The following is a 26,156-nucleotide window of genomic DNA, read 5'->3' as shown; positions in this document are numbered from 1 at the left end:
CATGCTTAGTATCCTATGGCGGAATGGCCACGCCGAGCAAACCCGGGCCGGGGCCGGGCAGGAAAAAGGATGCTGTGGGGCCTAGAAAAAGAGGCCGAGGAAGCCGACGCTGATGCTGCCAACCAGGCCGATAATCAGAAGCCAGACAATGGGCGTGCGGTACTTGTTCATGTGTCGCATGGTCCGATCAGTCTACGCGGGTTGCCGCTGGCGGGTGAGGAAGAGTGCGGTGGCCGCCAGCAGGGCCGAACCCACCATCACCAGTGCAAGCGGCAAGGCCGTGAACTCCCCGCCCAGGCCAGTCAGCGGCGAGACGGCCGCACCCATCAGGAACTGCGCTCCGCCGAGCACGGCACTGCCACTGCCGGTCGAGCCTTCAACCTCGGCGAGTGCCAGCGCCGTCGTGTTTCCCATGACGAACCCCAGCGAGGACACCATGGCGAAGATGGGGATAGCCAGCAGCAGTGGAGGAACGGCGGCGAGCACCAGGACCAGCAGCACGACGGCGAACCCCACCAACACGGCCACAGCCCGCCGGACGGTGCTCCGGGGCGGCACCCGGCGGCTGAGCCGGGCGGCAATGAACCCTGAGGTGACCATCCCTGCGGCGTTCAGGCCGAACATCAGGCCGTAGGCTTCCGGGCTCAGGCCCATAATGCTCTGGTAGACGAACGGGGACGCGGAGATGTAGCCCATCAGCACGCCAAAGGCACTGGCAAACAACAGCACGTACCCGAGGAACCGGCTCTTCCGCAGCACCACCGCGAGGCCGCCAAACGCAGGTCCGGTTGCACGGTTCCCGGCAGGCAGGCTCTCCCGGACGGCTGCGGCGGCGCAGATGAACATCAGCGCCGCAATACCGGCGAGCGTCCACAGAACACCCCGCCAGCCCAGAAGCCCGGTGAGCGCACCGCCAAGGACAGGGGCCACCACCGGCGCGACGCCCCCGATGGTCATGAGGAGGCTGAAGGTCCGCGCGGCGGAAGCACCCGAGGTCAGGTCCGCGGCTACCGCCCGCGCTATCACCGGGCCGGCTGCAGCACACAGGCCCTGGACAAAACGGGCAGCGATCAGCACTCCCAGATTCGGCGCCGCGGCGCATGCCACGGACGCGAGGACAAACGCAGCAGAGCCCAGCAGCAGTGGCCGCCTCCGGCCGAACCGGTCGGAGATGGGCCCGAACCCGAGCTGTCCGGCTGCCATGCCGATGAGGAAGGCGGTCAGGGTCAGCTGCACGCCCGACGCCGTCACCTCAAGGTCACTGGCGATGCCAGGGAAAGACGGCAGATAGAGGTCCGTCGTGAACGGTCCCGTAGCGGCAAGGAACGCCAGCACCAGCAGCAGGCCGGCGCCTATCGGGGCCGCATTCCGGCGCTCGGACTGGGGATCAGGCATCTGTTGATACTACGAAATGCCCTCGCCCCGGCTGAATCGGTTACGTCGAAATGCCCTGACCCGGCAGCCGGAGGCATGCCTCTGCGAACATGCACCAACTCCCGGGGCGGGGATTGGCTCCGGACCTAGTGCAAACACCCGTGTGGCGGCAGACTCTTTGGCAGGAGCGGCAGCAAAAGGAACAGACCAACAGACAGGATCGGAACCATGGCACAGGACATCCGTAAACCAATCGTGGTCGGCGTGGACGGCTCGGCGCTCTCACTGGTGGCACTGCGGACAGCCCGGCGGCTGGCAGACCTGCTGCAGTGCCGGATCGAGGCGGTGACGGTTTGGTCCTATCCCGTTGCGCTGGCCGTTCCGATCGCATCCTCTGAATGGTCGCCCCGGGTGGAGGCGGAAAGCATCTTGGACGACACCGTACAGGAAGCTTTCGGCGAAGACCTTCCCGAAGGACTGCAGAAGACGGTGGTGTCCGGGCAGCCTGTTCCGGTGCTGGTCGAAGCCAGCAATGACGCAGAGATGCTGGTGCTTGGCAGCCGCGGCAGGGGCGGATTCGCCGGATTGCTGCTTGGCTCGGTCAGCTCCGCCGCCGCAGCCCACGCCCACTGTCCGGTGTTGATCGTCCACCCGACCGAGCGGGACTGACCACTTCGGGCTCCTTCAGGGCACCTTTTCCCTCCGCTTTGGGACTTCCCTGCCAGCTTGGGACTTTCCTGCGCGGCGCAGCGGCAGGAAAGTCCCGGAACGGAAGGACTGTCCCGAACCGGAGCAGAACCCGCGCCGCCACCGTTACATCCGGTTACATCCCCGCGGGTCTACGAGAGCTCAGCCGGGCCTACGGGAACCCGCCGGGATGCCAACTAGCTCCAGCCCACGCCGGCAACACGATATTGCCCGGCAGGCCGATCCGGTTCCTCCGCGAAACTAGCGGCGCTGCCCTGCCGCACACTCAGCCTGCTCGTCGACCTTCGCGCTGTCGTCCCCGCTAGGGTCTTCCCCGCTGGAGTCACCCCCACTGGAAGCTTCCCCACTGGAGTCCTCCCCGCTGGAAGACACGGCAGCCGGAGCCGACGCGGAGGCCGCCGGCGCAGCATGCACGGCTTCGGACCCGTCGACGACGGAACCGGCAGCATCATCATCAATTGCCGAGTCCTGGTCCGCGGCCACCCGGCGCAGCGTGAAGACGGCGCCGACGGCAGCAGCCACCATCAGCACAATGCCGATGAGGGAGGTCGCAACCACACCCGAGTCAAAGGCGGACTGCGCGGAGGACAGCAGTTCTGCGGCCTGCGGGCCGGGAAGGGTCTTCGCCGCCTCGACGGCGCCGCCCAGTGTTTCCGAGGCGGCCGACGCAGCGGCCGGATCCATGCCGTCCGGCAGGGAGATCCCGTTGCGGTAACCCGCAGTGAGGATGCTGCCCAGCACTGCGGTGCCAAGGACGGCACCGACCTCATAGGCGGTTTCCGAAATGGCCGACGCCGCACCTGCCTTGGCCGGCGGAACACTGCCCAGGATCAGGTCATTGGAGATGGTCTCAGCGGAACCGACGCCGATGCCGAGGATCATAAACGCGATCACCAGCCCCAGCGGGCTGTCGTCGTGTCCGGTCATCAGCACTACGGTGTAGCCGACGGCACTGAACGCGAGACCACCGGCAACGGCATAGGCCGGGCGCACGTACCGGACCATGCGGACGACGGCGAGGCCTGCGACTACGGTCAGCATCAGGCCGGGGAGCATCATCAGACCGGCTTCGCGCGGCGTCTGCCCAAGGACCAGCTGCAGGTGCTGGGAGAGGAAGAGGATGAAGCCAACCTGTGCGAAGACGCTGAGCAGGTTCGCGGAGATGGAACCGGTAAAGACCGGATTACGGAACAGCCGCACATCCAGCATGGGCTCAGAACGGCTGAGCTGGCGCCGCACGAAAGCCACGCCGAACAGCAGGCCGGCAGCCATCGGAACCAGGGCGTACGCGTCGAGTCCGTGCGTGGAGATGGACTTAATGCCGTAGACCAGCGGGAACATGGTGGCCATGACCAGCAGGATGCTGATCGGATCCACCTTGCCCGGCTTGGGGTCACGGGATTCGGGCAGCAGCCGCGGACCGAAGACCAGCAGCGGAATCAGCACCGGCACGGCGAGAAGGAAAACCGAGCCCCACCAGAAGTGCTCCAGCAGGGTTCCGCCCACGATCGGGCCAAGCGCTGCGCCGCCGGAGAAACCGGCTGCCCAGACGGCGATCGCGATGCGGCGCTGGCCGGGCACCACGAACATGTTTCGGATGATGGAGAGCGTGGCCGGCATCAGCATGGCGCCGAAGAAGCCGAGCAGGGCACGGGCGCCAATCAGGGCGCCGGCCGTGGGTGCGAACGCCGCCGCGACGGAGACCAGCCCAAACCCGGCTGTACCGATCATGAGCAGCTTCCGCCGTCCAAGCCTGTCCCCCAGGCTGCCCATCGGGACCAGCAGGCCAGCCAGGATCAACGCATAGATGTCGATGATCCAGAGCAGTTCCGTCCCGGTCGGCGCCAGGGCACGGGACAGGGACGGGACGGCAAAGCTGAGCACGGTGTTGTCTACCGCTACCAGCAGGACGGCGAGCATCAGCACCGCCAGTCCCAGCCATTCACGCTTTCCGGCCCGCTGAAGCACGGGCCGTTCCTGTACCGCAGGCACAATTCCTCCTTGGACTTGGCAGGGCTCCGCCTGCCGAAAACTGATGGGTTAAAAAGACATGCCAGCAACCGCCGGGGCCAACCCGTACGTTACTGTACCGTCTAGACTGTACAGCATCGGATGGCGTAGCGTAAAGCCATGCCTGAACAGATCCCCGCCCGCGAGCGCGTCCTCTCCGCCTATGAGGAACTGCTCATAAATGAAGGCCCTCGCGGTGCCACTCTCGACGCCGTGACCGCACTGGCCGGGGTCTCAAAGGGTGGGCTGCTGTACCACTTCAAGAACAAGGAAGCCCTGGCGGCGGGCCTCCTGGACCGGCTGCGGGTCCTGGCCGCGGCCGATCTGGAACGGATGCGCACAGACCCCGAAGGTCCGGCGCGCTTCCTGGTCCGCACCTCCGTCTATGTGGACAGCGGCCTGGACCGCGCCCTGATTGCGGCGGTCCGCCTGGCGCAGGCCAACGACGCCGCTGCCTCCGAGCTGCTGCAGCAGATCCACCGCGACTGGTTCGACCTGGTGCTCGTGGAAGTCGGCGACCGCGCCATTGCCAGAGCGATCATGCTGCTGGGCGACGGCCTGTATTACAACGAAGGCCTTCCCGGAGGCTGGCCGCAGGACGAGAATTCCCCCACCTCGGGGTCAGTGGAGGAACTGCTGCAGGTTGTGGACCTGCTCAAGGCCCAGGCTGCGGCGAAGCACGCCTAACCAGCGGGCACCGTGGCCGGTGCCGGTGCCGGCGCCGTCCCCGTAACAAAATGTGGGCTGTGGCACAGTATGTGCCATGGAAAAGAGCACAGCAGACCTCTATGACGAACACGGCGAAGCGCTGGCCTCGGTCTCCCTCCAGTTCCAGGACCTGGGCGGCCGCACCCGCTTCACCGGCCCCGTGCGCACCATCCGCTGCCATGAGGACAACGGCCTGGTGAAGTCCACCCTGAATTCACCGGGCAACGGCTCCGTGCTGGTGGTCGACGGCGGAGGCTCACTGAACACCGCCCTGATGGGGGACATGATTGCGGAGTCCGCCGTCGCCAACGGCTGGGCCGGCGTCGTCATTCACGGACCGATCCGTGACCGTGCCGCCGTCGCAAAGCTGCCGCTGGGCGTGAAGGCACTGGGTTCCAACCCGCGCAAGAGTGCCAAGGACTCAGTCGGCGAGGTGGACGTGCCGGTGGAGTTCGGAGGCGTGACATTCCGCCCGGGTGCCGTGCTCTACGCCGACGAGGACGGAATCCTGGTCGAACGCTAGCCCGGCCGGTGCAGTCCGGAGCTAGGCGTTCCAGAGACCGTAGGAGTCCGCGAGGGAAGAAATCTTCTGGGCACGGGCCAGGCGGGGCAGGTAGGAACCGTCACCCACCACTGCTCCGGCAGCATGAGCTTCGAGCAGCTCGTGTGCCCAGACGATCTCGGATTCACTCGGCGAGAGGCCCTTGTTAATGGTGTCCGCTGCTTCGGGCATCAGGCAAAGCTTGCCGGTCATGCCCATCGAGGCTGTCACCTTGCAGGCATCGAGCAGCTTCTCACCCAGCGTTCCCGGCGTCGGGCCGTCGATCGGACCGGGCAGCTGCCCAACACGGGAGGCAACCACCAGCTTGGAGCGCGCGTAGGCCAGGGCCATGGGGTCATCCGAGGCGCCGGTGTCACGGCGGAAGTCGCCGACGCCGAATGCCAGCCGGAACGTGCCCGGCGCACTGGCAATCGCCGTCGCATTTTCGATGCCCAGCGCGGATTCGACCAGCGCCAGCACCGGTGTGCCGGCCTGCAGCCGCATGGCGGTGTGCGTGACCTGCTCCGGCTTCTCGGTCATGGCCAGCATGACGCCGCGCAGGCCGGGAGCCTTCGAAAGGGCGGCCAGGTCATCGGCCCAGTAGTCGGTTTCGATGCCGTTGACGCGCACCCAGGCGGTCATGCCGGTGGAGAGTGCCTCCACCACGCGCTCACGTGCTTCAGCCTTGCCTTCGGCGGGTACTGCATCCTCCATGTCGAACACGACAGAGTCCGCTTCCGAGGCCAGCGCGGGAGCAAAATTCGCTTCGTCCGCGGCAGAAGCCAGCAGCCAGGAACGGGACAGTTTCGCGGGCAGCGCCGCAGCGCGGCTGTTTCGGAAGGGAGCCATACGGTCGAGCCTACTTTCCGGCCCGGCTATACCCCAATGCAGGGACCCAAGGTGTGACCACCGTTACTTCCCTAAAGTCCCCTGGTTTGCTCAGCAGAATCCCGCGATGGTATTCCACACCGGGTTGCTTTCTTCAGCGCCTTCCCGCAGCACAGCAGCCTCGATCAGCCCATAGGGCCGGTCGGCGGCGAAAAAGACCTCGCCGGGGTTATCCAGTCCAAAAGGTTCCAGATCGACCAGGAAATGGTGGTTGTTGGGCAGCGAGAGCCGCACTTCGGCGATGCCCGGATGGGCTTCGAGCACGGCACGGCCCATCTGGAACATACTCTGCTGCAGGGCCAGGGAATGTGTATCCGCAAACGCGTCCAGCAGCGCGGACCGCACGGAGGCATAGGCGGCATTGAAATCCGGTACGTCCACATCCGAGTACCGCCACTTGGCGGTGACGTCCGTGGCCAGGATCCGGTCCGTGGTTTCGGCAAGGGTGGTGTAGCGGTCCCGCGGAAAACCGTGGAACTCCGAGCCGGTGGTCTTCAGCACGGTGAGGCCGCTGATGCCCGCCACCAGGTGCCGGCCGGCTCCGTCCACAAGCAGCCCCGCGGTACGGACCTCGGATTTGTCCTTGCTGAAGGCGTGGTCGTGTCCGTGAATCCGGTTCCAGAAGTACTGCTCGGCGGCCCAGCGCCCGCCGCTGACCCAGTCGAAGCTCGAGGTGAAGTGATCCGCCAGGCGGAGCAGGAACGCCTCCGGGGAACCAACCCCGACCCGGGCGAACGCGTAGATGGTGTTCTTCTGCGTATCAGTCGCCACGACGTGGGCGTTGTCCCCCTCGGTGTGCGCGGCAGCAAAATCACCGTGCAGCTGGGAGGTGATGCTGAGGTCCTCCAGGCTGTGCCGCGCGGTGTCCCGGGTGGTTTTGACCAGGCGGACTTCAGCCTTCCCGTACTGGTTCGACCCCAGGATGATTCGCGGGGACGCAACGGCAGCGCTTTCGGTGGATTCCATGCTCAGCTTCCCCGGTAGGTGGAGTAGGCGAACGGGCTGATCAAGAGGGGCACGTGGTAGTGCTCCTGCTCCGCGACAGTAAACGTCACGGTGACGGATGGGAAGAACGACGGCGTGCCCGCCGCGGCGAAGTACGTTTCGGTTGCGAACTCAAGCCGATAGGACCCGGAGGGCAGGTCCTGCGGCCCCAGGTCCGGAATCCGGCCGTCGGCGTCGGTGGTGCCGGTGCCCAGCTCCTCCCAGTCCAGGTCTCCGCGGATCTGGAGGGAAACCGGAATGCCGGGCGCCGGGCGCCCGGTGGAGGTGTCCAGTACGTGGGTGGTGATTCGGCTTGTCATGCGTTCAGCAGTCCTTCCAGCCGAAGGATCGCAATTTCACGCAGGGCGGCCGCCGTGGCAGCGAGTTCGGCTTCGTCGGTGTTCTCCAGCCGTTCGGAAAGGACGGCCAGAATTTCCTCCGCGCTGCGCCCGGCAGCACGGATCAGGAAGACCCGCCCGAACCGCTCTTCGTAGCGCCGGTTGCCTTCCACCAGCTGCTCCCGAATGCCGGCGGAAAGCGCAATCCCGGCCTGTTCACCCCGGGACAATTCCACCTCGCGCCCGGCTCCTGAGGCCCGCTCGCCGATGCGGGGGTGGTGGGAGAGTGCGGCGTCTATTTCGGTTTCAGTCCAGTCCGGAGCCGCAAGTTCAGCAAAGGAGACCAGTTCCGCTCCGGTGCCAAACGGCCGGGCGAAGGAGATCTCCGAGGTCCAGCGCGGCAGGTCCACGCAGGGCCGGAGCATTTCTTCGGCACGGTCAAAGGACGCCTGGTTGAACTCGGCAAGAAAATCCAGCCGGGAAACTGCGTCCATGGATGTCCGTCTTTCAATAGGCCGTTCACCGCCGTTACCGGCTTTTCCGGCAACGGTTGAGGCGCGGTTTTTGTTTTGGTGTTTCCGAGGAAAGTTGTGCTCTGCCGCATTTATGGTCCGCCCATTGTTCAGTTCCCGTGAAGGCAGTGTCAAGGCTGCGGCATGGGTTCATTCCCCGGTGTCCAACCCGTTTCCCCCTGCAGCTCAGACGGCTTGGCGCAAACCCGTTACGGCTGTGTTCAGGCGTGGTAGGCTCCATCCAATTTACGGGTCCGGACAAAGCAGAATGCAGGGATTTTATGAATCGTTTACTCCGGCGAGTCTCCTACCCGCCGGCAATTTGACGGTTGCCGTTGTTCCCGGAATATAAGTGGGAAAACCGTACGGCAGGGCCGGAAGCAAGGAAAGCGAGCTGGAGTGGATCTGAACACGGTCGATGAACTGATTCCCACTGCCGATCCTGCTGAGTACCGCCCCGGCGACGCCTGGCTGGCCGGCGGCACGGTGCTCTTTTCCAACGGCAGTTCAACCCTGCGCCGGCTGCTGGACCTTAGCGGTGCCGGCTGGGAACCTTTGACGGTGCGCGAAGCCGGCCTGGAGATCGCCGCCACCTGCACCATTGCCGAACTTCACGGCTTCGCTTCAGACCTGCCCCCGGCCGCTGCCGGCTGGCCGGCCCTGGACCTGATTCATCCCTGCTGCAACGCGTTCGTCGCCTCCCACAAGGTCTGGAACGTTTCCACCGTAGGCGGCAACCTCTGCACTGCACTGCCTGCCGGACCAATGACCGCCATCACGGCAGCACTGGACGGCCAGGCGCTCCTCCTCTCCCCCGCCGGGACCCGGCGGACTCTTCCCGTGGCCGAACTCGTCACCGGCGACGGGCAGACTGCACTCACTCCCGGCGAGCTGCTGCGCAGCATCACCCTTCCTGCGCACGCCCTGGCATCACGTACCGCAATGCGCCGCCAGTCGCTGACCAACCTGGGACGTTCCGCCGTGCTGCTTATTGGCCGGGTGGATCCGGACGGTGCGTTTGTCCTCACCGTCACGGCCGCCACCATCCGCCCGGTCCAGCTGCGGTTTGACCTGGTTCCTGACGCGCCGGAGCTGTGCCGGGCGCTGGAGGCCGCCATTCCGTTTTCGATCTATCACGACGACGTGCACGGCCTGCCGGAATGGCGCCGGTTCATGACCGAACAGTTCAGTGAGGAGATCCGGTCCGAGCTGGCCGGAGAGCCAAAGGGGTAAGTTCCATGAGCTACACCGTCAACGGCAGGCCAACAGACGCCGAACCGGCGCCGGGCCAGTGTCTGCGCACGTTCCTGCGGGAACTGGGCAACACCGGTGTGAAGAAGGGCTGCGACGCCGGCGACTGCGGAGCATGCACAGTGCACGTTGACGGGATGCCGGTCCACAGCTGCATCTACCCCGCCCGCCGCGCCGACGGCCGGGACGTGACGACTATCGAGGGACTGGCCGACGGCGGAATCCTGCACCCGATGCAGCAGCAGTTCCTGGCCGCCCAGGGCTTCCAATGCGGCTTCTGCACCGCAGGGATGATCATGACCGCTGCAGCATTCGGCCCGGCCGATCGGGCCGATCTTCCCCGTGCGCTGAAAGGAAACCTCTGCCGCTGCACGGGTTACCGGGCTGTGGAAGACGCCGTAGCCGGCACGCAGCGCGTTGACGACGGCGGAAGCGGCGTGGGTGAAAGCGTTCCGGCGCCGGCGGGGCCCGCAATCGTCACCGGTGCCGCCCGCTACACCCTGGACGTTCCTCCCGGCACCTATCCGGACCTGCTGCATCTGGCACTGGCAAGGTCACCGCATGCCCATGCGAGGATCGTTTCGATCGATGCCGCAGCCGCCCTGGCTGTCCCGGGCGTCGAGGCCGTGTTTACCCACGAGGATGCCCCCGCACTCCGGTTCTCCTCTGCCCAGCATGAACTGCACACGGATGACCCGGCTGACACCCGGGTGCTCGACGACGTCGTGCGGTTCAAGGGGCAGCGCGTGGCTGTGGTGGCGGCAGCCTCGGTGGCCGCTGCCGAGGCCGGGGTCCGGGCACTGCGGATCGACTACGAAATCCTGCCCGCAGTGTTCGAACCGGACGAAGCTCTGGCGCCCGGGGCGCCGCTGCTGCATGAGGCCGCGGCGGCAGAACCCGGCGTCGGCACTCCGGCACCCAGCAACATCGTCGCCGAACTGCATGCTGAACTGGGCAATCCCGAGGCCGGGTTCGCCGCGGCCGTGGCAGTGCATGAGGGGACCTACTACAGCCAGCGCCTGCAGCACGTGGCTTTGGAGACCCATGCGGCAATCGCTTCCTTCGATGAGCACGGACGGCTGGTTGTGCGGACGTCCACCCAGGTGCCGTTCCTGGTTCGGCGCACCCTCTGCCGGGTGTTCGACCTGCAGCTGGAGAAGGTCCGGGTGGTTTCCGGTCGGGTGGGCGGCGGCTTTGGAGGAAAGCAGGAAGTCCTGGTGGAGGACGTTGCGGTGCTGGCTGCCCTTCGGCTGGGCAGGCAGGTGCAGATTGAGCTGAGCCGTGAGGAGCAGTTCACCGCCTCCACCACCCGGCATCCCTTCCGGGTCCGGGTCAAAGCCGGGGCTGACGCGCAGGGCATGCTGACCGCACTGGCCGTGGACGTAACCACCAACACCGGTGCCTACGGCAACCACGGGCCGGGCGTGATGTTCCACGGCTGCGGTGAGTCCGTGGCGGTCTACCGGTGTGCGAACAAGAAAGTGGACGCCCGCGCCGTCTATACCAACACAGTTCCGGCGGGCGCCTTCCGCGGCTACGGGCTGAGCCAGATGATCTTCGCGATCGAGTCGGCGCTGGACGAACTGGCCCGGACGCTGGACCTTGATCCGCTCGAGTTCAAACGCCGGAATTTGGTGGTTGAGGGCGACCCAATGCTTTCCACTTCGCCGGAAGCTGCCGGGGACGTGCTCTACGGCAGCTACGGTCTGGACGAATGCGTGGACCTGGTCCGCGGCGCGCTCAAGGACGGCGCCAAGGATCCCCTGCGTTCCGGCGGGGACCTGGGTCCGGGCTGGCTGGTGGGCGAGGGCACCGCCGTCGCCATGATCGACACCGTGCCGCCGCGCGGACACGTTGCCCACACCCGGATCGCCCTCCGGCCGGATGGAAGGTACGGGCTCGACGTCGGCACAGCGGAATTCGGCAACGGCACCACCACCGTCCATACCCAGCTGGCCTGCACTGCCCTGGCCACGCTGCCGCAGAACGTTGTCATCCGGCAGTCGGACACGGACCTCGTGGACCACGACACGGGCGCCTACGGCTCCACCGGCACCGTTGTCGCCGGCAAGGCAACGCTCGCCGCAGCTGCTGAACTGGCAACGAAACTGCAGGGGTTCGCGGCGTCGCTGTTCCGGAACACCTCTGCACAGGTCAGTCTTGAGGCGGACGCGGTGGCCTGCGGGGACGAACGCGTGCCGCTGGCGGAAGTTTACCTGCGGGCCGCGGAGGCCGGCGTCGAGCTGGCGGCGGAGGGGCGCTGGGGCGGCACACCGCGCTCCGTGGCGTTCAATGTCCAGGGTTTCCGCGTGGCCGTGGACCCGTCCACCGGGGAGATTCGGATCCTGCAGAGTGTGCAGGCCGCCGACGCCGGAGTGGTGGTCAACCCGCTGCAGTGCCGCGGACAGATCGAAGGCGGTGTGGCGCAGGCGATCGGCGCTGCCCTCTTCGAGGAAGTGCTGGTGGACCGTTCCGGTGAGGTCCAGACACGGGTTCTGCGCCAGTACCACGTGCCTGCCTTCGCCGATGTGCCGCGCACTGAAGTTCTCTTCGCCTCCACCAGTGATTCCCTGGGTCCCCTCGGCGCCAAATCGATGAGCGAAAGTCCGTTCAACCCCGTGGTCCCGGCACTGGCCAACGCCCTGCGTGATGCCACCGGGCTGCGGTTCACCCGGCCGCCGTTTGCCCGCGACCGGGTATACCTGGCGCTGCGGGGCGCCGGTGTTCCAGCCCGCCCGCTCACAGTTCAGTGAGCACAGCCGGCAGCTGTGGAAACGGACGGGCCTGAAATCTGGAAGACTTAAGCCATGAGTGAGCAGAGCAGCGGGAAGAACACGCAGCCCGGCCGCCGCGGCTGGTTAACCGGGGGGCCGCTGCTGACGGTGCTCCTGTTCGCCGGTCCGCAGATTCCCGGGCTTCTCAGCAGGTTGTTTTCAGGAGCCCCTGACGGTGTGTACTCGCTGGCCACCGTCTACGGAGGCGCGGCGGTTACCCTGATCGGCGCAGGTGTGCTGGTGCATTTCCTGGGATCGCGGAAGCCCGCTGCCGCCAGCCGTGCATCGGAGGCATCAGAACCCGAACGGGAGTAGTTGCACCCGGTGCAACGATGCACTTAGTGTAGGAGTGTGCTTCCAGCCAGTTCCGCCCCCGACCGCAGGTCCGCCATCAAAAGCCGGCACCGCCAGGCAATAGTGAACGCCTGCGCCGCCCTGCTGTCCGAACGCCGTGGAACCGACTTTTCCGTGGATGAGCTCGCACAGCGGGCCGACGTCTCCCGGCGCACCGTCTTCAACCACTTTGCCTCCCTGGATGATGTTGTCACCGAGGTGGGCACCGACGTCGTCGCTTCGTCCCTGATGCTGCCGGAAGGCACTGCACCGGCGGGCTACTCACCCCTCGACGACCTCGTCGATCTGGTGAGCTCACCGCGGTTCATCGAAGCGGTCTCCTACCTGACCCAGGTCCTTGGCCGCGCGGACTCACGCTCCTCACCACAGCAGGCCATTATGGCTTTCCGCTCGGTCACCATGGCCGGGGACCAGGTGATGGCTGCCCTCGTATCCCGGCATCCCGAAGCGGATCCGGAAGACATCCAGCTTTTGGTCGGCACCTTTGCAGGGGGAATCAGCGTGCTTTATGAACGCTGGTGCGCCCAGACCGGAGCCATAGATACCCCTGACTCCCGCACCGCCTGGATTGAGCTGATCCAGCGGCTCGTCGCAGCTCTGCGCACCGGCACCGGTGCGGGCACACCCCCGAGCCGGTCTTAAAAGTTTTCGCTCGCGGCGGTTCACCCCCGCCGCCCCGTCCGCAGCAGAACCCATGATTTCGATAAGGACCACCAATGGCTGAATTCCTTTACCGCCTCGGACGGGCCGCCGCCAAGCGTGCCCGCTCCGTCCTAGCACTGTGGATCGGGGTGCTTGTCATTTGCGGAGCCGCCTTCGCACTGTTCGGCGGCACGCTTTCCACGGCAATCTCCATTCCGAACACGCCGACGACACAGGTTACCGACCGGCTGCAGCAGGAACTGCCCGAAGCTTCCGGCGGAACCGGTTCCGTGGTCTTCCAGACCGAAGACGGCTCGGAGTTCACCGCCGAACAGCGGGAAGCCATTGCCGCATTGGCGGAAGATGCGAAGGAGGTGGACGGCGTCGAGAATGCCGTTGACCCGTTCGCCACCGAGGCACAGCGCGAAGAGCAGGCCCGCCAGCTCGAAGAGGGCCAGGCCCAGCTCGATGCCGGCCGCGCCCAGCTCGAAGCAGCCCGGGCAGAGCTCGACGCCGGACAGGCCCAGCTGGACGCGGCGCGCGCCCAGGCTGAAGCCGCCGGGATGCTGCCGATGGCAGCTCCGCAGCTCGATGCCCAGCAGGCCCAGATCGACGCCGGCCGGGCAGAACTCGAATCATCGGCGGCCACCGCTGAGGAACAGGCCCCGCAGCTGGAGCAGGGTGCTGCCCTGCTGGAAATGTCTGCCAACATCCGGATGGTTTCCGAGGACGGCAGCACCGCGATCCTCACGGTTGTCTTCGAAGACCCGCAGATGGAGATCACGCAGGAAACCAAGGACGACTTGGTTGCCGTCTTTGAGGATGCGCCGGTCGAGGGCGTGAGCACCGACTTTTCCACCGATATTGCCCAGGGCATCCCCAGCATTGTCGGCATAGGCGAAGTCATCGGCCTGATCGTCGCTGCCGTGGTGCTGATCATCATGCTGGGCACGCTGATCGGTGCCGGCCTGCCGTTGCTCTCCGCCCTGATCGGCGTCGGAATCGGTGCGCTCGGCGCGCTGGCGTTCTCCGGCGTCGTCGAAATGATCTCCGTAACCCCGGTGCTGGGCCTCATGCTCGGTCTGGCCGTCGGCATCGACTACACGCTGTTCATCGTCAACCGCCACCGCCGCCAGCTCAAGCAGGGCTACGACGTCGAGGAATCCATTGCCCTGGCCAACGGCACCTCCGGCAACGCGGTTGTTTTCGCCGGTGCCACCGTGCTGATCGCGCTGCTGGCGCTGAACATCACCGGCATTCCGTTCCTGGGCCTGATGGGTACGGTCGGCGCGGCCTGCATCGCGATCGCCGTGATGATTGCGGTGACTCTGACTCCGGCCATGCTGAAGCTCGTGGGCATCCGGATTCTCAGCAAGAAGGAACGTGCCTCCATCTCCGCGGCAGCGGAAGCGCCCAAGCCTGCCGCGGCCCCGGTGAAGCCGATGTCCACGCTGACCGCCGTGCTCACCGCACTGGTGTCCATCGCGGCGCTGCTGTTCATTGCGGTTCCGTCACTGGACCTGCGCACCGGCCTTCCGGACGGTTCCTCCGAAGCCCACGACTCCACGCAGTACCGGGCCTACTCGGCGCTCTCGGAGAAGTTCGGCGAGGGCCAGAACGGCACCCTGCTGGTGGTCGCGGAACTCCCGGGTGAGCCGACGGAAGCCGAAGCGACCGAGATCCAGGCCGAGATTGCCGGAATCCTGTTCGACCAGGACGGCGTGTCCGCAGTTGCCCCCGTCGGTTCCTCCGAGGACGGCAGCACCGTGGCGTTCCAGGTGGTTCCCGAGGAAGGCCCCACCAGCGAGTCCACCGAGAACCTGGTACACACGCTGCGGGACATGTCCCCGCTGAATGGCGAGTACGAGATCGGCGTCGCCGGCACCGCCAGCGGCAACATCGACATCTCGGACAAACTCTCCGACGCCCTGCCGATCTACCTCGGCGTGGTGGTGGGCCTGTCCCTGCTGATCCTGATCCTGGTGTTCCGGTCCATCTATGTGCCGATCATCGCCACGCTCGGCTTTGTGCTCTCCTACTTCGGTGCCCTGGGCGGCGTCGTCGCGATCTACCAGTGGGGCTGGTTTGCGCCGGTCTTCAATGTGGAGACTCCCGGCCCGATCCTGAACTTCCTGCCGACCATCCTGGTGGGCATCCTGTTCGGCCTGGCGATGGACTACATGCTCTTCATCGGCTCCGGCATGCGGGAGGCGTACGCCCACGGCGCGCCGTCGCGCGTCGCCGTTGTGCAGGGCGTCCGTGCCGGACGCGCCGTGGTCACCGCCGCCGCGATCATCATGGTCTCGGTCTTCGGCGGGTTCGTCTTCTCGCACAGCGCCATGATCCGGCCGATCGGCTTCGCCCTGGCCTTCGGCGTGCTGCTGGATGCCTTTGTGGTCCGCATGCTCCTGATCCCGGCACTGATGCACCTCGCCGGGGACAAGGCCTGGTGGCTGCCGAAGTGGCTGGACAAGATCCTGCCGGATGTCGACGTCGAAGGCGCCTCGCTGGAGCGCCGGCACCCGCATGTTGACCATCGGGAACCCGAACCCGCGAACCGGAGCTAGCCTCCGTTCCCGCAAAAACAGCAGCTGCCCCCTTTTGGGGCGGCTGCTGTTTTTTTCTGCGGCACGTCATTCCTGCCAGACACGCGTAAATTTCTGGACTCAATCCAAATGATGGAATATAACTGATCTGGACGTTGTCTAAACTTGGCCTTCGTCTATTTGAGTACGGCTTGCGGTTCCCGCTGGGGGAGGACCGCACCAAGCGCAGGTTCTGCGGCCGATCTCCCTGCATTGTCCCGAAAGCTGACTCAGGAGATCTCTTTGAACCGCTCCGTTTCCTCCCCTCTATCGGCTATCGCTGCTGCGGCGGCTGTAGCCCTGGTGCTCACTGCCTGCACCCCGGCGTCGTCCGACGCGGCTTCCTATCACGCATGTCTGGACGAGAGCACACTGCAGTTCACCAGCATCGCCACGTCCGCGGGGGATCTGAACTGCGGCCCCGACGGAGTCCCGGTTTCCTGGCTGGCTGCCGGAGCTGACAGTGCAGTCCCCCCCATCGCCGCCACGGCTTCAGCCGATGCCAAGGGACCCAAGGGCGACACGGGAGAACCCGGAACAGACGGGAAGCCGGGAGCATCCGGACCTGCCGGGGCTCCGGGACAGGCGGGCGCAGCGGGACCCGCCGGTCTGGCTGGGGCCGCCGGCCAGGCGGGAGCCGCAGGACCCGCCGGTTCAACTGGTGCTAACGGACCAGCGGGCGAGCAGGGTGCAACCGGCCCCTCCGGCGAACAGGGCGCAACCGGTCCAGCCGGAGCACCGGGCGCTGCTGGGCCCAGTGGGGCACCAGGGCCTGCCGGGCCGGCTGGAGAGCCCGGGCCGGCCGGCCTGCCCGGCCGGGACGGCAACAGCATCCACAACGGTTCCGGAAGTCCGGCCAGCTCCCTGGGGGCCGACGGCGACTTCTATTTGGACACCACAACCTTCGCCATCTACGGCCCCAAGACGGCGGGCACGTGGCCGGTCGGTGCACAGAGCCTGATCGGCCCGCAGGGACCCATGGGTCCCCAAGGTGTGCAGGGCGATCCCGGTGCGCAGGGACCCGCGGGGTCAACTGGCGCTGCGGGTCCAACAGGTGCGGCAGGATCTGTTGGGCCTCAGGGAAAAACTGGCCCGCAGGGGCCAGCCGGACCGCAGGGCGACAAGGGCGACACCGGCGATACCGGACCCATCGGGCCAGCCGGACCACAGGGACCCGAAGGTGCTGCAGGGCCGGTCGGACCACAGGGACCCGAAGGTGCTGCAGGGCCGGTCGGGCCGCAGGGGCCCCAGGGTCCACAGGGTCCGGCCGGGGCCGGGACGGTCTTCGTCAGCTTCCTGCCCGGCACCATAGATCCCGCAGCTTTCGCCGACGCTGCGGCTTACTTCCCGATCTCCGGCTCGGTGGCTCCCTCCAGCTCGCGAGCCGCTAACGAAATTCGAATGCCGCGCGCCGGGACCATCACGGAGATGAGAGTCGAGATGACGGAACGGAGCAGCAGCATCGACGTGTACCTCGTCCGTGACGGCCTGTTCCAACCCGCCATGTCCTGCACTACTACCTCCCAATGTGGGCGCACTGGATCACTGGCCGTGGCGCAGAACCAGAAGCTCGTCCTGTGGGTTCGCGGCGTGGGGCCCGCCCCCATTGAGAACCTGCGCGTCTCACTGCTCTTCGAGTGAGCCACCGGCTCCTAGATCGCCTTCCCCGGATTGAGGATGCCCAGCGGGTCCAGTGCCTGCCGAATGGTGTGCATGACTTCGAGCGAAACGTCACCGAGCTCCTCCTGGAGCCAGTCACGCTTCAGCAGGCCAATGCCGTGCTCTCCGGTCAGTGTGCCGCCCAGGGACTTGGCCAGGTGGAACATCTCGCCCAGCGCTGCCTTTGGCGGCCCCTCGGTCACGGAGTCCTCCGGCTCCATCACAATCATCGGGTGCAGGTTTCCGTCCGACGCGTGGGCGATGGTGAAGATGCGCACCCCGGTGCGTTCGGCGATGTCTTCCAGCCCCGCGACGACTTCGGCCAGCTTCCCGCGCGGCACCCCAATGTCCCCAATCGAGACCCGGCCGAGCTTTTCGAGGGAGGGGATGGCCTCCCGACGGGCGGTTACCAGTGCGGCAGCCTGCTCGTCGTCGACGGCCCGCTCGCAGATCCCGAACGGTGACACGGCGTCCATGACCACGTCCTGTTCCAGGAACGCGCCATGGCCGTCTGTCTGCACCAGCAGGAACGACGCGCCGCGGGAGCGGTAGTCCGTGCCCAGTGCAGCGTCCACTGCTTCCAGGGTCTGCCCGTCCATCAGCTCCATCATGGACGGCTGGATCCGGGCCGCAACAACGGCCGACGCCGCCCGGGCGGCCTGTTCAACGTTCGGGAAGAAGGCTGCAACCGTGGCGGTCTGTACGGGCAGCGGGCGCAGCCGCAGGGTTGCCTCGACGACGACGCCGAGTGTGCCTTCGGACCCGATCATCAGGGCGTTGAGGTCGTAGCCGCTAACTCCCTTGATGGTTTCCCGTCCGGTGCGCAGTTCGCGTCCGTCTGCGAGGATGACGCGCAGGGCCAGGACAGCTTCCCTGGTGACACCGTACTTGGCGCAGCGCATCCCCCCGGCGTTCGTGGCGATGTTCCCGCCGATGGAGCAGATCGCGGTGCTGGCCGGGTCCGGTGCGTAGAAGAGCCCGTACTCGGCGGCAGCGGCGTTCAGTTCAGCGTTCAACACTCCGGGCTGCACCACTGCCAGCTGCTCTTCGGGGTCGATCCGCAGGATCCGGTTCATGCCGGACACGTCCAGCACCACCTCGCCCTGCCTGGCCGAAGAGGCTCCGGCCAGCCCGGTTCCGGCTCCGCGGGGAACCACGGGGACGCCGTGCCTGGTCGCCATGCGCAGGACGTCCGCCACTTCCCCGGCGTCCTGGGCGAAGACCACGCCCTCCGGAAGGCTGTCAGCCACGAAGCCGGATCGGTCCGTACTCGCTTTCAACCGGTGCTCGTGCTCCACGGAAGACCGGGCTGCTGCGCTGAGCACTGCTGCGGCCCCTTCCGCGACAGGAATGCCGGGAGCGTTCAGGGACTCAGTGCTCACAGGTTCTCCTTGCATTGGCAACTTACGGCACCATCCAGCCGAGCACCGGCGTGGACTGCAGCCAGATCAGCAGGGTCATCAGGACCAGCAGGCCCAGCGACCAGCCGATCAGTTTGCGCAGCAGGGTGCCCTCCACGCCATTGAGCCCAACGGCGGCTGCAGCAATGGCCAGGTTCTGCAGCGAGAGCATCTTGCCCAGCACACCGGCGGAGGAGTTCGCCGCGGCCATCAGGGTGGGTGAGAGGCCGGTCTCCTCGGCAGCAGCAACCTGCAGCTGGCCGAAGAGGGAGTTCGACGACGTGTCGGAGCCGGTGAGGGCCACACCGATCCACCCGAGCAGAGGCGAGAGCAAGGCGAAGAAGCCGCCGGCAGAGGCAAGCGCGACTCCCAGGGTGGTGGTCTGGCCGGACAGGTTCATGACGAAGGAGAGTGCGAGCACCGAACACACCGTGACGATGGTCCAGCGCAGGGTCTTCAGGGTCTCCCCGTAGATCCGGACGCCCTTGGCCGGTGCAATGCGGTACAGGATCATCGTCAGGATGCCGGAGATCAGCAGCAGCGTGCCGGTGGCCTTGAGGTGGTCGAAACGGAGGTTCTGCGCGCCTACGGGATCACCGGAGGAATTCACCACGTCCAGGCCCGGCCAGTGGAAGGTCACGCCGCCCACCTGGGTCAGCCAGGCCTTAATCGGAGGAATCTGTGCCAGGGAAAAGACCACGATGATGATCAGGTACGGGGCAACGGAGAGCCAGACGCTGCGCGCCGGCGGCCGGGTGTTGTCACGGTCGCTGTCTCCTGCGGACCCGCTTGCTCCGCTGTCCACTCCGGCTGATCCAGTTTCGTCTCCGCCTGCAGCGCTGCTGCCCGCACCTCCGTGGCCCGGAGCCGTGCTGCCGTCGCCGCCTGTGCGGGTGAGGGTGTCAGTGCCCTCTTCGGCAGCGAGTTCTCCGGCACCTGCACCGCGCGCCGCACCGGCGTCGTCGTTCATTGATTCCCCGGACATGCCAATCAGTTCCTTTGGCTGCCAGACCCGCAGCATCAGCAGAACGGCAATGACCGTGGCCACTGCTGCGACCACGTCGGTCAGTTCCACCACGAAGAAGTTCGAGGCCACGAACTGTGCCAGCCCAAATACGACTCCGGCCACGAGAGCCACCGGCCAGGTCTGGCGGACGCCGCGCTTGCCGTCCACCAGGAAGACCAGGATCAACGGGACCACGAGTGCAATGAACGGCGTCTGCCGTCCGGTCATGGAAGACAATTCCTGCAGCGGAATGCCGGTGACGCCGTTCAGCGCAATGATCGGAGCGGCCATGGCACCGAAAGCCACCGGCGCGGTGTTGGCCAGCAGCGCCACGATCGCCGACTTCAGCGGTTTCATCCCGGCAGCCATCAGCATGGCCGCAGCGATCGCCACGGGGGCACCAAAACCGGCGAGCGATTCGAGCAGCGCACCGAAGCAGAAGGCAATCAGGATCGACAGGATGCGCAGGTCGTCGGAGATTGAGCGGATAGTGCGGCCCAGAACGTCGAACCATGGTGTGGCCACCGTGAGGTTGTAGATCCACAGTGCGTTGATGAGGATCCAGAGGATCGGGAAGATGGCGTAGAACGCGCCCAGGGCGGTGGCGGAGAGGGTTTGGTCCAGCGGCATGCCCCAGCCAAAGAGCGCCAGGAGGATGGACAGCACCAGGGAGATGATCCCCGCCTGGTAGGCCTTGAGCCGGAAGACGCCGAGCATCACGAACAGCAGCAGCAGAGGAAGAGCGGCGAGGATGGCGGAGAGCACCAGGGAGTCGCCGATTGGATCGAGGACCTGTTCATACTGCGCAGCCGGAATATGCACAAAAACCCCTTTGTTTTTGCTGGGCCGGTTGGTTCCGGTCCTGCCCGTTCACAAGTTGCGTCGACACTAGGCGCGCAGTTCCCGGCGGTCAACGCCCTTGGGCTTCTTTCCCCCGAGATAGCAGGAAGTGCACGTTTCAGCGCTGAAACGTGCAGTTTCTGCCATCTCGGTGAATGGGGCAGGATATGGTCATGGGTTTTGAGGGGTTGCGGACGGCGGTCATTACCGGAGCCGGATCGGGGATTGGGCGGGCCACCGCCAGGGAGTTCCTGGACGCAGGCTGGCAGGTTGTTCTGGCCGGCCGCCGCGAGGAGGCACTGCAGGAAACGGCCGACGGCGATGCCCGGGCCCTGGTGGTCCCGGCGGACGTTACGCAGCCCGGCGACGTCGACCGCCTTTTCCGCGAGGCCGCGGACAGGTTCGGCCGGGTGGATGTGCTGTTCAACAATGCCGGCAGCTTCGGTCCGTCCGGGTCAGTGGACCAGATCAGCCTTGCCGACTGGAATGAGACGGTCGCCGTGAACCTGACCGGCACCATGCTCTGTGCGGCAGCGGCAGTCCGGCAGATGAAGGCGCAGGACCCGCCCGGCGGCAGGATCATCAACAACGGCTCACTCTCCGCAATCGCGCCCCGGCCGCTGGCCGCCGCCTACACCGCCACGAAGCACGCGGTTACCGGACTCACCAAGTCGATCGATCTGGACGGGCGCGCATACGGGATCAGCTGCGCGCAGATCGACATCGGCAACGCAGCCACCGAGCTGCTGGCCGGGATCACTACCGGCGGCGCCCTCCAGCCGGACGGCAGCCGCAAGGTGGAGCCGACCTTCCCCGCGGAAGAAGCGGCACGCACTGTGCTGTTCATGGCGGAGCTGCCCGCCTCGGCCAATCCCGGATCAGTGGTGCTGACCGCTGCGGGCATGCCGTTCCTCGGCCGCGGCTAGTTCCTCGCCCCGCCCCCTCCCTTCCGCCGAGAGGCCAGTTACGGCTGTTTTCGAGGCTGAAAAGAGCCGTAACTGGCCTCTCGATCGGTTTGAAGGAAAGGAACCCGCTAGCGCGCCGGCGCGGCGTCCTCAATCTCCTCGTCCTCGATGCCCAGGATGTCCAGCTTCCCGCTCTTCCGGTCGGCGAGGTACTTCTTCATTTCCCGCTTGATCACCGGCAGGAGCAGGTACACCCCGAGCAGGTTCACGAAAGCGCAGATGAACAGCGCCGCGTCGGTGAAGCTGATGACCTGGCTGAAGGAGAGAACGCACCCGGCGACGGTGAACGTCAGGAAGATGACCTTGTAGATGATCTCCCGCATGCGTCCGCGGCCGAAGAGGTATTCCCAGGCTTTCAGTCCGTAGTAGGACCACGTGATCAGGGTTGAGTAGGCAAAGAGCGCGACGGCGACCGAGAGCACGATCGGGAACCACGGCAGCACCGTGGCGAAGGCATCGGAGGTGAGGATGACGCCGTCGGGCGCCCCTCCCCCGCCCTGCACCTGGTCGATGCCGGCCTGCAGGCTCGGTGCGCCGGCCATGATGATGGCCAGAGCCGTCATGGTACAGATCAGCACCGTGTCCACGAGCGGTTCGAGCATCGCCACAAAGCCTTCGCTGACCGGGCGGCGGGTCTTGACGGCCGAGTGTGCGATCGCGGCGGAACCCACGCCGGCCTCGTTGGAGAAGGAGGCCCGCTGGAAGCCGATGATCATGACGCCGAGGATTCCGCCGGCGAAGCCCTCCGGCCGGAACGCTCCTTCGATGATGGCGCCGACGGCGGACGGAATGTTTTCGAAATTGGCGGCGATGACAGCTACGCAGGCGACGAGGTACACGGCGGCCATTGCGGGGACCAGTTTGGAGGTGGTTGCGCCGATGGACTTGATTCCGCCGAGGATCACGATGGCCACGAGGGCAGCGAGAATCGCTCCGAAGATCAGCGCCGCGCCGTCGGATCCCAGGAACCCTTCGTCACCGCCCGTGGCGTTGCGCACCTGTGCGAAGGTCTGGTTGGCCTGGAACATGTTGCCGCCGGCCACGCCGAAGAGCAGGATCGCGACGGCAAACACGCCGGTCAGCACTTTGGCCGGCAGCGAGCCGAACCGTTTGAACGCCACGGGAAGATATTTGAACGGTCCGCCGCTGACTGTGCCGTCTTCATGGACCTGGCGGTATTTGACGCCCAGCGTGCATTCCGCGAATTTGGTGGCCATGCCCAGAAGTCCCGCCAGGATCATCCAGAACGTGGCTCCGGGTCCGCCGAGTGCCATGGCGGCGCCGACGCCGGCGATGTTGCCCAGGCCCACCGTGCCGGAAAGGGCTGAGGTGAGGGCCTGGAAATGGGGGACTTCTCCCGGGTCCTGTTTAGTGGAGAACTTTCCGCGGATTACCTGCCCGGACACCTTCAGCCCGCGGAACTGGATAAATCCGAAGTAGATGGTGATGACCACCCCGGCAATGATCAGCCAAGCCACCACTATGGGGAAACTAAAGTCCCCGATCGTCAGCGGAAAGAAAACTATGTCGTTGAAGGCCGTGGCTATGGGCTCCATGAACTCGTTCACGGAGCTGTCCACCTGCCCCAGCAGGCCGCTGGGTTCCGACTCGGTCGGCACGATTACGCTGCGGCCCATTGGACAATACCCCCGGATTAGTAAGCCAGCTGACGAATTGTGCTGTTCAGCTTGCCCTACCTTTTCCTGTAATTCAAATCACAGGAGGGGCGTTTTGGACCGGCGGACGGGTGACGCGCGGCAGGCATCACCTGCACGCCAGGACTAGGAGCGGGACTTCCGCGTCTCTTTCTGGTTGGCCTTCTGGATGGCATCCACCAGCTCGTCCTTGTTCATCTTCGAGCGGCCGCTAATGTCCAGCTTGGACGCAACGTCGTACAGATGCTCCTTCGAAGCATTGGCATCCACTCCCCCGGCTGTCCGGGCATCGGATTTCCGGCCCTGTTCGGCCTTTTTGTCCGACGGTCCACTGGAATCCTTGGGTTCCCAGTGGTCACCCACCTTCTCATGCGTGCGCTTCAGCGAGGCGTAGGCAGTCTGCGCCGCCCGCTGCTCGTCGCCATACTCCTCCAGCGCGGAGTCATAGGTCTTCGCGAAAGTGTCCTGCGCCTTCTTATCTGAGCGCTCAAGGGTTGATGGCAGCTCGCTCTTTTTGGCCTTGCCGGTTTTGGTGGTCTTGGGCATTCTTAGTCATCCCCCTCCGGCTGAATGACGGAAGCTTCCGCTTCCTGGGCAACCCCCATCACATCCTGCACTTCGACACTGTCGGTTTCATCGGCCACCGGCTCCGGCTGGCGCCATTCCTCCACGTGGTCCGGGACGGCATTTCGAGTCAGGTTCTGCGTCTCCTGCTTCATTTCCTCATCCATGCGGCGCCCGTGGGTGCTGTTTCCGCGTTCGGCCATGATGCGTTCCTTCCGGTCGGCGACTTACTAAGCGTCCTTACTGTCTACCATCGGGCGGACGTGTGCTCAACCCCGGGCGGCAGCCGGCCCGCAGGCCGGCTGCCGCCGCCGGGTCCGGGCCCTAGGCCGGGTGCGCGGCGGCGCGGTCCCGGCTGCGTGTGAGCAGAAGGGCGAGGCCAATCATGGTGACACCAAGGAAGAGGTGCAGCCAGTTGTCCGCATTGTTCAGCGGGACAAAGTTGGCCGTCGATTCGCCGTCGATCACCAGGCCGTAGATCCACAGCACAAGGTAGACCACGCCTCCCCAGAGCATGAAGGCACGCGCACCGCCGGCACTGCGCGCCAGCAGCAGACCGGCAACACCATAGAGCAGGTGAACAACGTTATGCAGAATGGACACCTGGAAGATACCCAGCAGGAGCGCCTCGGAGTGGTGCCCGGCGCCGGCGAGTGACTCATAGTTAGTGGTGATGCCCGGGATGAATCCCATGACGCCCACCAGGAGGAAAACCACCCCGTAAGCCAGGGAAGCTTTCTGGATATTCGTGCGTCCGCGGTTCTGCGCAGAACCAGTATTGGTCTCAGTCATACAGTCCTCCGTTCCCTCAGAGTGCTTCGGCAGCTCAGAGGCCGCCGCGTGAGCCAATATGGTAAGCAGACTTAGCAATGAGTTGCACGCTCAGCCGTGTCGCATGGGGCCGGGCGTGTCCGCGCATCTGCCATACCGGCCGGAACGGCGTCGGGAGTGCCGGTTCAGCACTCCACAACGTTCACGGCGAGGCCGCCCATGGCGGTCTCCTTGTACTTCGAGCTCATGTCCCGGCCGGTTTCGCGCATGGTCACAATAACCTCGTCGAGGGAGACCCGGTGCTCGCCGTCGCCCCACAGCGCCATCTTGGCGGCGTTGACCGCTTTGCCGGCGCCGATGGCGTTCCGCTCGATGCACGGCACCTGCACCAGCCCGCCGATTGGATCGCAGGTCAGCCCAAGGTTGTGCTCCATCGCAATTTCCGCGGCATTCTCCACCTGTTCCGGCGAGCCGCCCAGGATTTCGGCCAGGCCAGCGGCGGCCATGGACGACGCCGACCCCACCTCGCCCTGGCAGCCCACCTCCGCGCCGGAAATCGAGGCCTGCTCCTTGTAGAGCACCCCGATCGCGCCGGCTGCGAGCAGGAACCGGACAACGGCGTCGTCCTTCTGTTCCGGACCGGCAGTGTCCATGCCGGGGCCGTAGTGCGTCGCGTAGAAGAGCACGGCGGGGATGATGCCTGCAGCACCGTTGGTCGGTGCGGTGACGACGCGGCCGCCGGACGCGTTCTCCTCGTTCACGGCCAACGCCACCAGGTTCACCCACTCCTGCCAGAAGCGAGGGTCACGGTTAGGGTCTTCTTCGCGCAGCCGCGTGTGCCACTGGGGCGCCCGACGCCGGACCTTGAGTCCTCCGGGCAGCAGGCCGTAGCGGGCGATCGCGGAATCCTTGCATTGGTCCATCACGTCGCGGATGTGCAGCAGTCCGGCTCGAATCTCCTCTTCGGACCGGGACACCAGTTCGTTGGCCAGCATCACCTGGCTGATGGAGAGTCCGTTGGCGGTGCAGTGTTCCAGCAGCTGAACGGCGGTGCGGAAGGGATACGGCAGGGCCTGTTTGGAGGCTTCGAGTTCGACGGCGGCTGTCTCCTCCTCGCCGTCGCGCACGATGAACCCGCCACCCACGCTGAAGAACGTGGCTTCATGGAGGACTTCGCCGTCGGCGCCGCTGACGGCGAACCGGATGCCGTTGGTGTGGCGCGGCAGGACGGTGAGCGGATGGAGCACCATGTCCTCGATCCCGTATTCAAGGACCACTCCGACGCCGCCGGCGGCCTCAAGCTCGCTGCCCAGCTGGATCTTGCCGCTCGCTTCTATCTCCGCGAGCCGTTCCTCCATCTGCTCCGGGAGGATTTCCTCCGGCGCAAAGCCTTCCAGCCCCAGGAGGACGGCAGGAAAGGTGCCGTGCCCGCGGCCGGTCGCCGCGAGGGATCCGTAAAGATCCACGCGGAGACCGGCCACGGAGGGAAGGACACCGGCGTCGGCGAGCTCCGCGGCGAAGGCCGCGCCTGCCCTCATCGGCCCCACGGTGTGGGAACTCGAAGGGCCGATGCCTACGGTGAAGAGGTCGAAAACGCCTACAGCCATGCGGTGTCCTTTGGTTCGCG

The 26,156-nt window shown here is 65.9% G+C and carries 23 protein-coding genes; 10 read left to right on the top strand and 13 right to left on the bottom strand.

From position 1 onward, the window contains the following. Nucleotides 1–192: 192 nt before the first annotated feature. On the bottom strand, nt 193–1,395 hold the full coding sequence (locus AO716_RS15135) for a multidrug effflux MFS transporter (RefSeq protein WP_055242502.1): 1,203 nt from the start codon (nt 1,393–1,395) through the stop codon (nt 193–195). Between the two features lie 207 nt (nt 1,396–1,602). Between AO716_RS15135 and AO716_RS15130 the strand changes: the two genes are divergently transcribed. Then, nucleotides 1,603–2,043, top strand: a complete 441-nt coding sequence (locus tag AO716_RS15130) for a universal stress protein (RefSeq protein WP_055242501.1) — start codon at nt 1,603–1,605, stop codon at nt 2,041–2,043. A gap of 279 nt (nt 2,044–2,322) precedes the next feature. Here AO716_RS15130 and AO716_RS15125 read toward each other — a convergent pair whose 3' ends face one another. Next, nucleotides 2,323–4,074, bottom strand: a complete 1,752-nt coding sequence (locus AO716_RS15125) for an MFS transporter (RefSeq protein WP_235472124.1) — start codon at nt 4,072–4,074, stop codon at nt 2,323–2,325. Nucleotides 4,075–4,212: 138 nt separating this feature from the next. Here AO716_RS15125 and AO716_RS15120 point away from each other — a divergent pair, with 138 nt between their 5' ends. Both AO716_RS15120 and rraA read left to right on the top strand, forming a co-directional pair. Then, nucleotides 4,213–4,779: a TetR/AcrR family transcriptional regulator gene (locus tag AO716_RS15120; protein WP_055242499.1), complete on the top strand. Its 567-nt coding sequence runs from the start codon at nt 4,213–4,215 to the stop codon at nt 4,777–4,779. Between the two features lie 76 nt (nt 4,780–4,855). Then, the gene (gene rraA / locus AO716_RS15115) at nt 4,856–5,323 is read left to right on the top strand and encodes a ribonuclease E activity regulator RraA (protein WP_055242496.1); all 468 of its coding nucleotides are present in this window, start codon (nt 4,856–4,858) and stop codon (nt 5,321–5,323) included. Between the two features lie 21 nt (nt 5,324–5,344). Here the strand turns inward: rraA and AO716_RS15110 are convergent, their stop codons facing one another. The 4 genes from AO716_RS15110 to uraD form a co-directional block, all read right to left on the bottom strand. Further along, entirely contained in the window at nt 5,345–6,190 is an 846-nt protein-coding gene (locus AO716_RS15110; protein ID WP_055242495.1) for an HpcH/HpaI aldolase/citrate lyase family protein, read from the bottom strand. Nucleotides 6,191–6,280: 90 nt separating this feature from the next. Continuing rightward, the gene (pucL, locus tag AO716_RS15105; RefSeq protein ID WP_055242493.1) at nt 6,281–7,195 is read right to left on the bottom strand and encodes a factor-independent urate hydroxylase; all 915 of its coding nucleotides are present in this window, start codon (nt 7,193–7,195) and stop codon (nt 6,281–6,283) included. 2 nt (nt 7,196–7,197) lie between these two features. After that, complete coding sequence (uraH, locus tag AO716_RS15100; RefSeq protein ID WP_055242491.1) at nt 7,198–7,533, bottom strand: hydroxyisourate hydrolase; 336 nt, start codon at nt 7,531–7,533, stop codon at nt 7,198–7,200. Further along, complete coding sequence (uraD, locus tag AO716_RS15095) at nt 7,530–8,045, bottom strand: 2-oxo-4-hydroxy-4-carboxy-5-ureidoimidazoline decarboxylase (RefSeq protein ID WP_055242489.1); 516 nt, start codon at nt 8,043–8,045, stop codon at nt 7,530–7,532. The genes uraH and uraD overlap by 4 nt, the downstream gene beginning before the upstream one ends. Nucleotides 8,046–8,462: 417 nt before the next feature. On the opposite strand from uraD, the gene AO716_RS15090 reads away from it, so the two are divergent. The 6 genes from AO716_RS15090 (at nt 8,463) to AO716_RS15065 (ending at nt 17,310) form a co-directional block, all read left to right on the top strand. Then, nucleotides 8,463–9,296 carry an FAD binding domain-containing protein gene (locus AO716_RS15090; protein ID WP_055242486.1) on the top strand — a complete coding sequence of 278 codons (834 nt, stop codon included), beginning with the start codon at nt 8,463–8,465 and terminating at the stop codon, nt 9,294–9,296. A 5-nt stretch (nt 9,297–9,301) separates the two neighbouring features. Next, the gene (locus tag AO716_RS15085; protein WP_055242484.1) at nt 9,302–12,067 is read left to right on the top strand and encodes a molybdopterin-dependent oxidoreductase; all 2,766 of its coding nucleotides are present in this window, start codon (nt 9,302–9,304) and stop codon (nt 12,065–12,067) included. Between the two features lie 54 nt (nt 12,068–12,121). Next, complete coding sequence (locus tag AO716_RS15080; RefSeq protein WP_055242482.1) at nt 12,122–12,403, top strand: hypothetical protein; 282 nt, start codon at nt 12,122–12,124, stop codon at nt 12,401–12,403. Nucleotides 12,404–12,439: 36 nt separating this feature from the next. Further along, nucleotides 12,440–13,084 carry a TetR/AcrR family transcriptional regulator gene (locus AO716_RS15075; RefSeq protein WP_055242480.1) on the top strand — a complete coding sequence of 215 codons (645 nt, stop codon included), beginning with the start codon at nt 12,440–12,442 and terminating at the stop codon, nt 13,082–13,084. A 74-nt stretch (nt 13,085–13,158) separates the two neighbouring features. Beyond that, nucleotides 13,159–15,651, top strand: a complete 2,493-nt coding sequence (locus AO716_RS15070) for an MMPL family transporter (RefSeq protein WP_055242478.1) — start codon at nt 13,159–13,161, stop codon at nt 15,649–15,651. A 261-nt stretch (nt 15,652–15,912) separates the two neighbouring features. Beyond that, nucleotides 15,913–17,310 (top strand): collagen-like protein, encoded by a 1,398-nt coding sequence (locus AO716_RS15065; protein ID WP_055242476.1) that lies wholly within the window; start codon nt 15,913–15,915, stop codon nt 17,308–17,310. Between the two features lie 11 nt (nt 17,311–17,321). On the opposite strand, the gene AO716_RS15060 is transcribed toward AO716_RS15065, so the two are convergent. Both AO716_RS15060 and AO716_RS15055 read right to left on the bottom strand, forming a co-directional pair. Continuing rightward, nucleotides 17,322–18,710 (bottom strand): FAD-binding oxidoreductase, encoded by a 1,389-nt coding sequence (locus AO716_RS15060; protein WP_235472123.1) that lies wholly within the window; start codon nt 18,708–18,710, stop codon nt 17,322–17,324. 22 nt (nt 18,711–18,732) lie between these two features. Beyond that, nucleotides 18,733–20,556: an L-lactate permease gene (locus AO716_RS15055; RefSeq protein ID WP_235472122.1), complete on the bottom strand. Its 1,824-nt coding sequence runs from the start codon at nt 20,554–20,556 to the stop codon at nt 18,733–18,735. Between the two features lie 173 nt (nt 20,557–20,729). On the opposite strand from AO716_RS15055, the gene AO716_RS15050 reads away from it, so the two are divergent. Next, a complete protein-coding gene (locus AO716_RS15050) occupies nt 20,730–21,500 on the top strand; it encodes an SDR family oxidoreductase (RefSeq protein WP_235472121.1) in 771 nt (256 codons plus the stop codon). A 107-nt stretch (nt 21,501–21,607) separates the two neighbouring features. Here the strand turns inward: AO716_RS15050 and AO716_RS15045 are convergent, their stop codons facing one another. The 5 genes from AO716_RS15045 to AO716_RS15025 form a co-directional block, all read right to left on the bottom strand. Then, on the bottom strand, nt 21,608–23,176 hold the full coding sequence (locus AO716_RS15045) for an alanine/glycine:cation symporter family protein (protein ID WP_055242474.1): 1,569 nt from the start codon (nt 23,174–23,176) through the stop codon (nt 21,608–21,610). A 144-nt stretch (nt 23,177–23,320) separates the two neighbouring features. Beyond that, entirely contained in the window at nt 23,321–23,740 is a 420-nt protein-coding gene (locus AO716_RS15040) for a ChaB family protein (protein WP_055242472.1), read from the bottom strand. A gap of 2 nt (nt 23,741–23,742) precedes the next feature. After that, nucleotides 23,743–23,961 (bottom strand): hypothetical protein, encoded by a 219-nt coding sequence (locus AO716_RS17615; protein WP_055242469.1) that lies wholly within the window; start codon nt 23,959–23,961, stop codon nt 23,743–23,745. Nucleotides 23,962–24,082: 121 nt separating this feature from the next. Then, nucleotides 24,083–24,550 carry a DUF4383 domain-containing protein gene (locus tag AO716_RS15030; protein WP_152970008.1) on the bottom strand — a complete coding sequence of 156 codons (468 nt, stop codon included), beginning with the start codon at nt 24,548–24,550 and terminating at the stop codon, nt 24,083–24,085. A gap of 164 nt (nt 24,551–24,714) precedes the next feature. Continuing rightward, on the bottom strand, nt 24,715–26,136 hold the full coding sequence (locus AO716_RS15025; protein ID WP_055242466.1) for an L-serine ammonia-lyase: 1,422 nt from the start codon (nt 26,134–26,136) through the stop codon (nt 24,715–24,717). Nucleotides 26,137–26,156 lie beyond the last annotated feature (20 nt).

Source organism: Arthrobacter sp. Edens01 (genome assembly GCF_001307035.1).
In the GTDB taxonomy this organism is placed as follows: Bacteria; Actinomycetota; Actinomycetes; order Actinomycetales; family Micrococcaceae; genus Arthrobacter_B.
The sequence above is the reverse complement of the archived record's forward strand: the minus strand, read 5'-3'. Positions and strand labels throughout refer to the sequence as shown.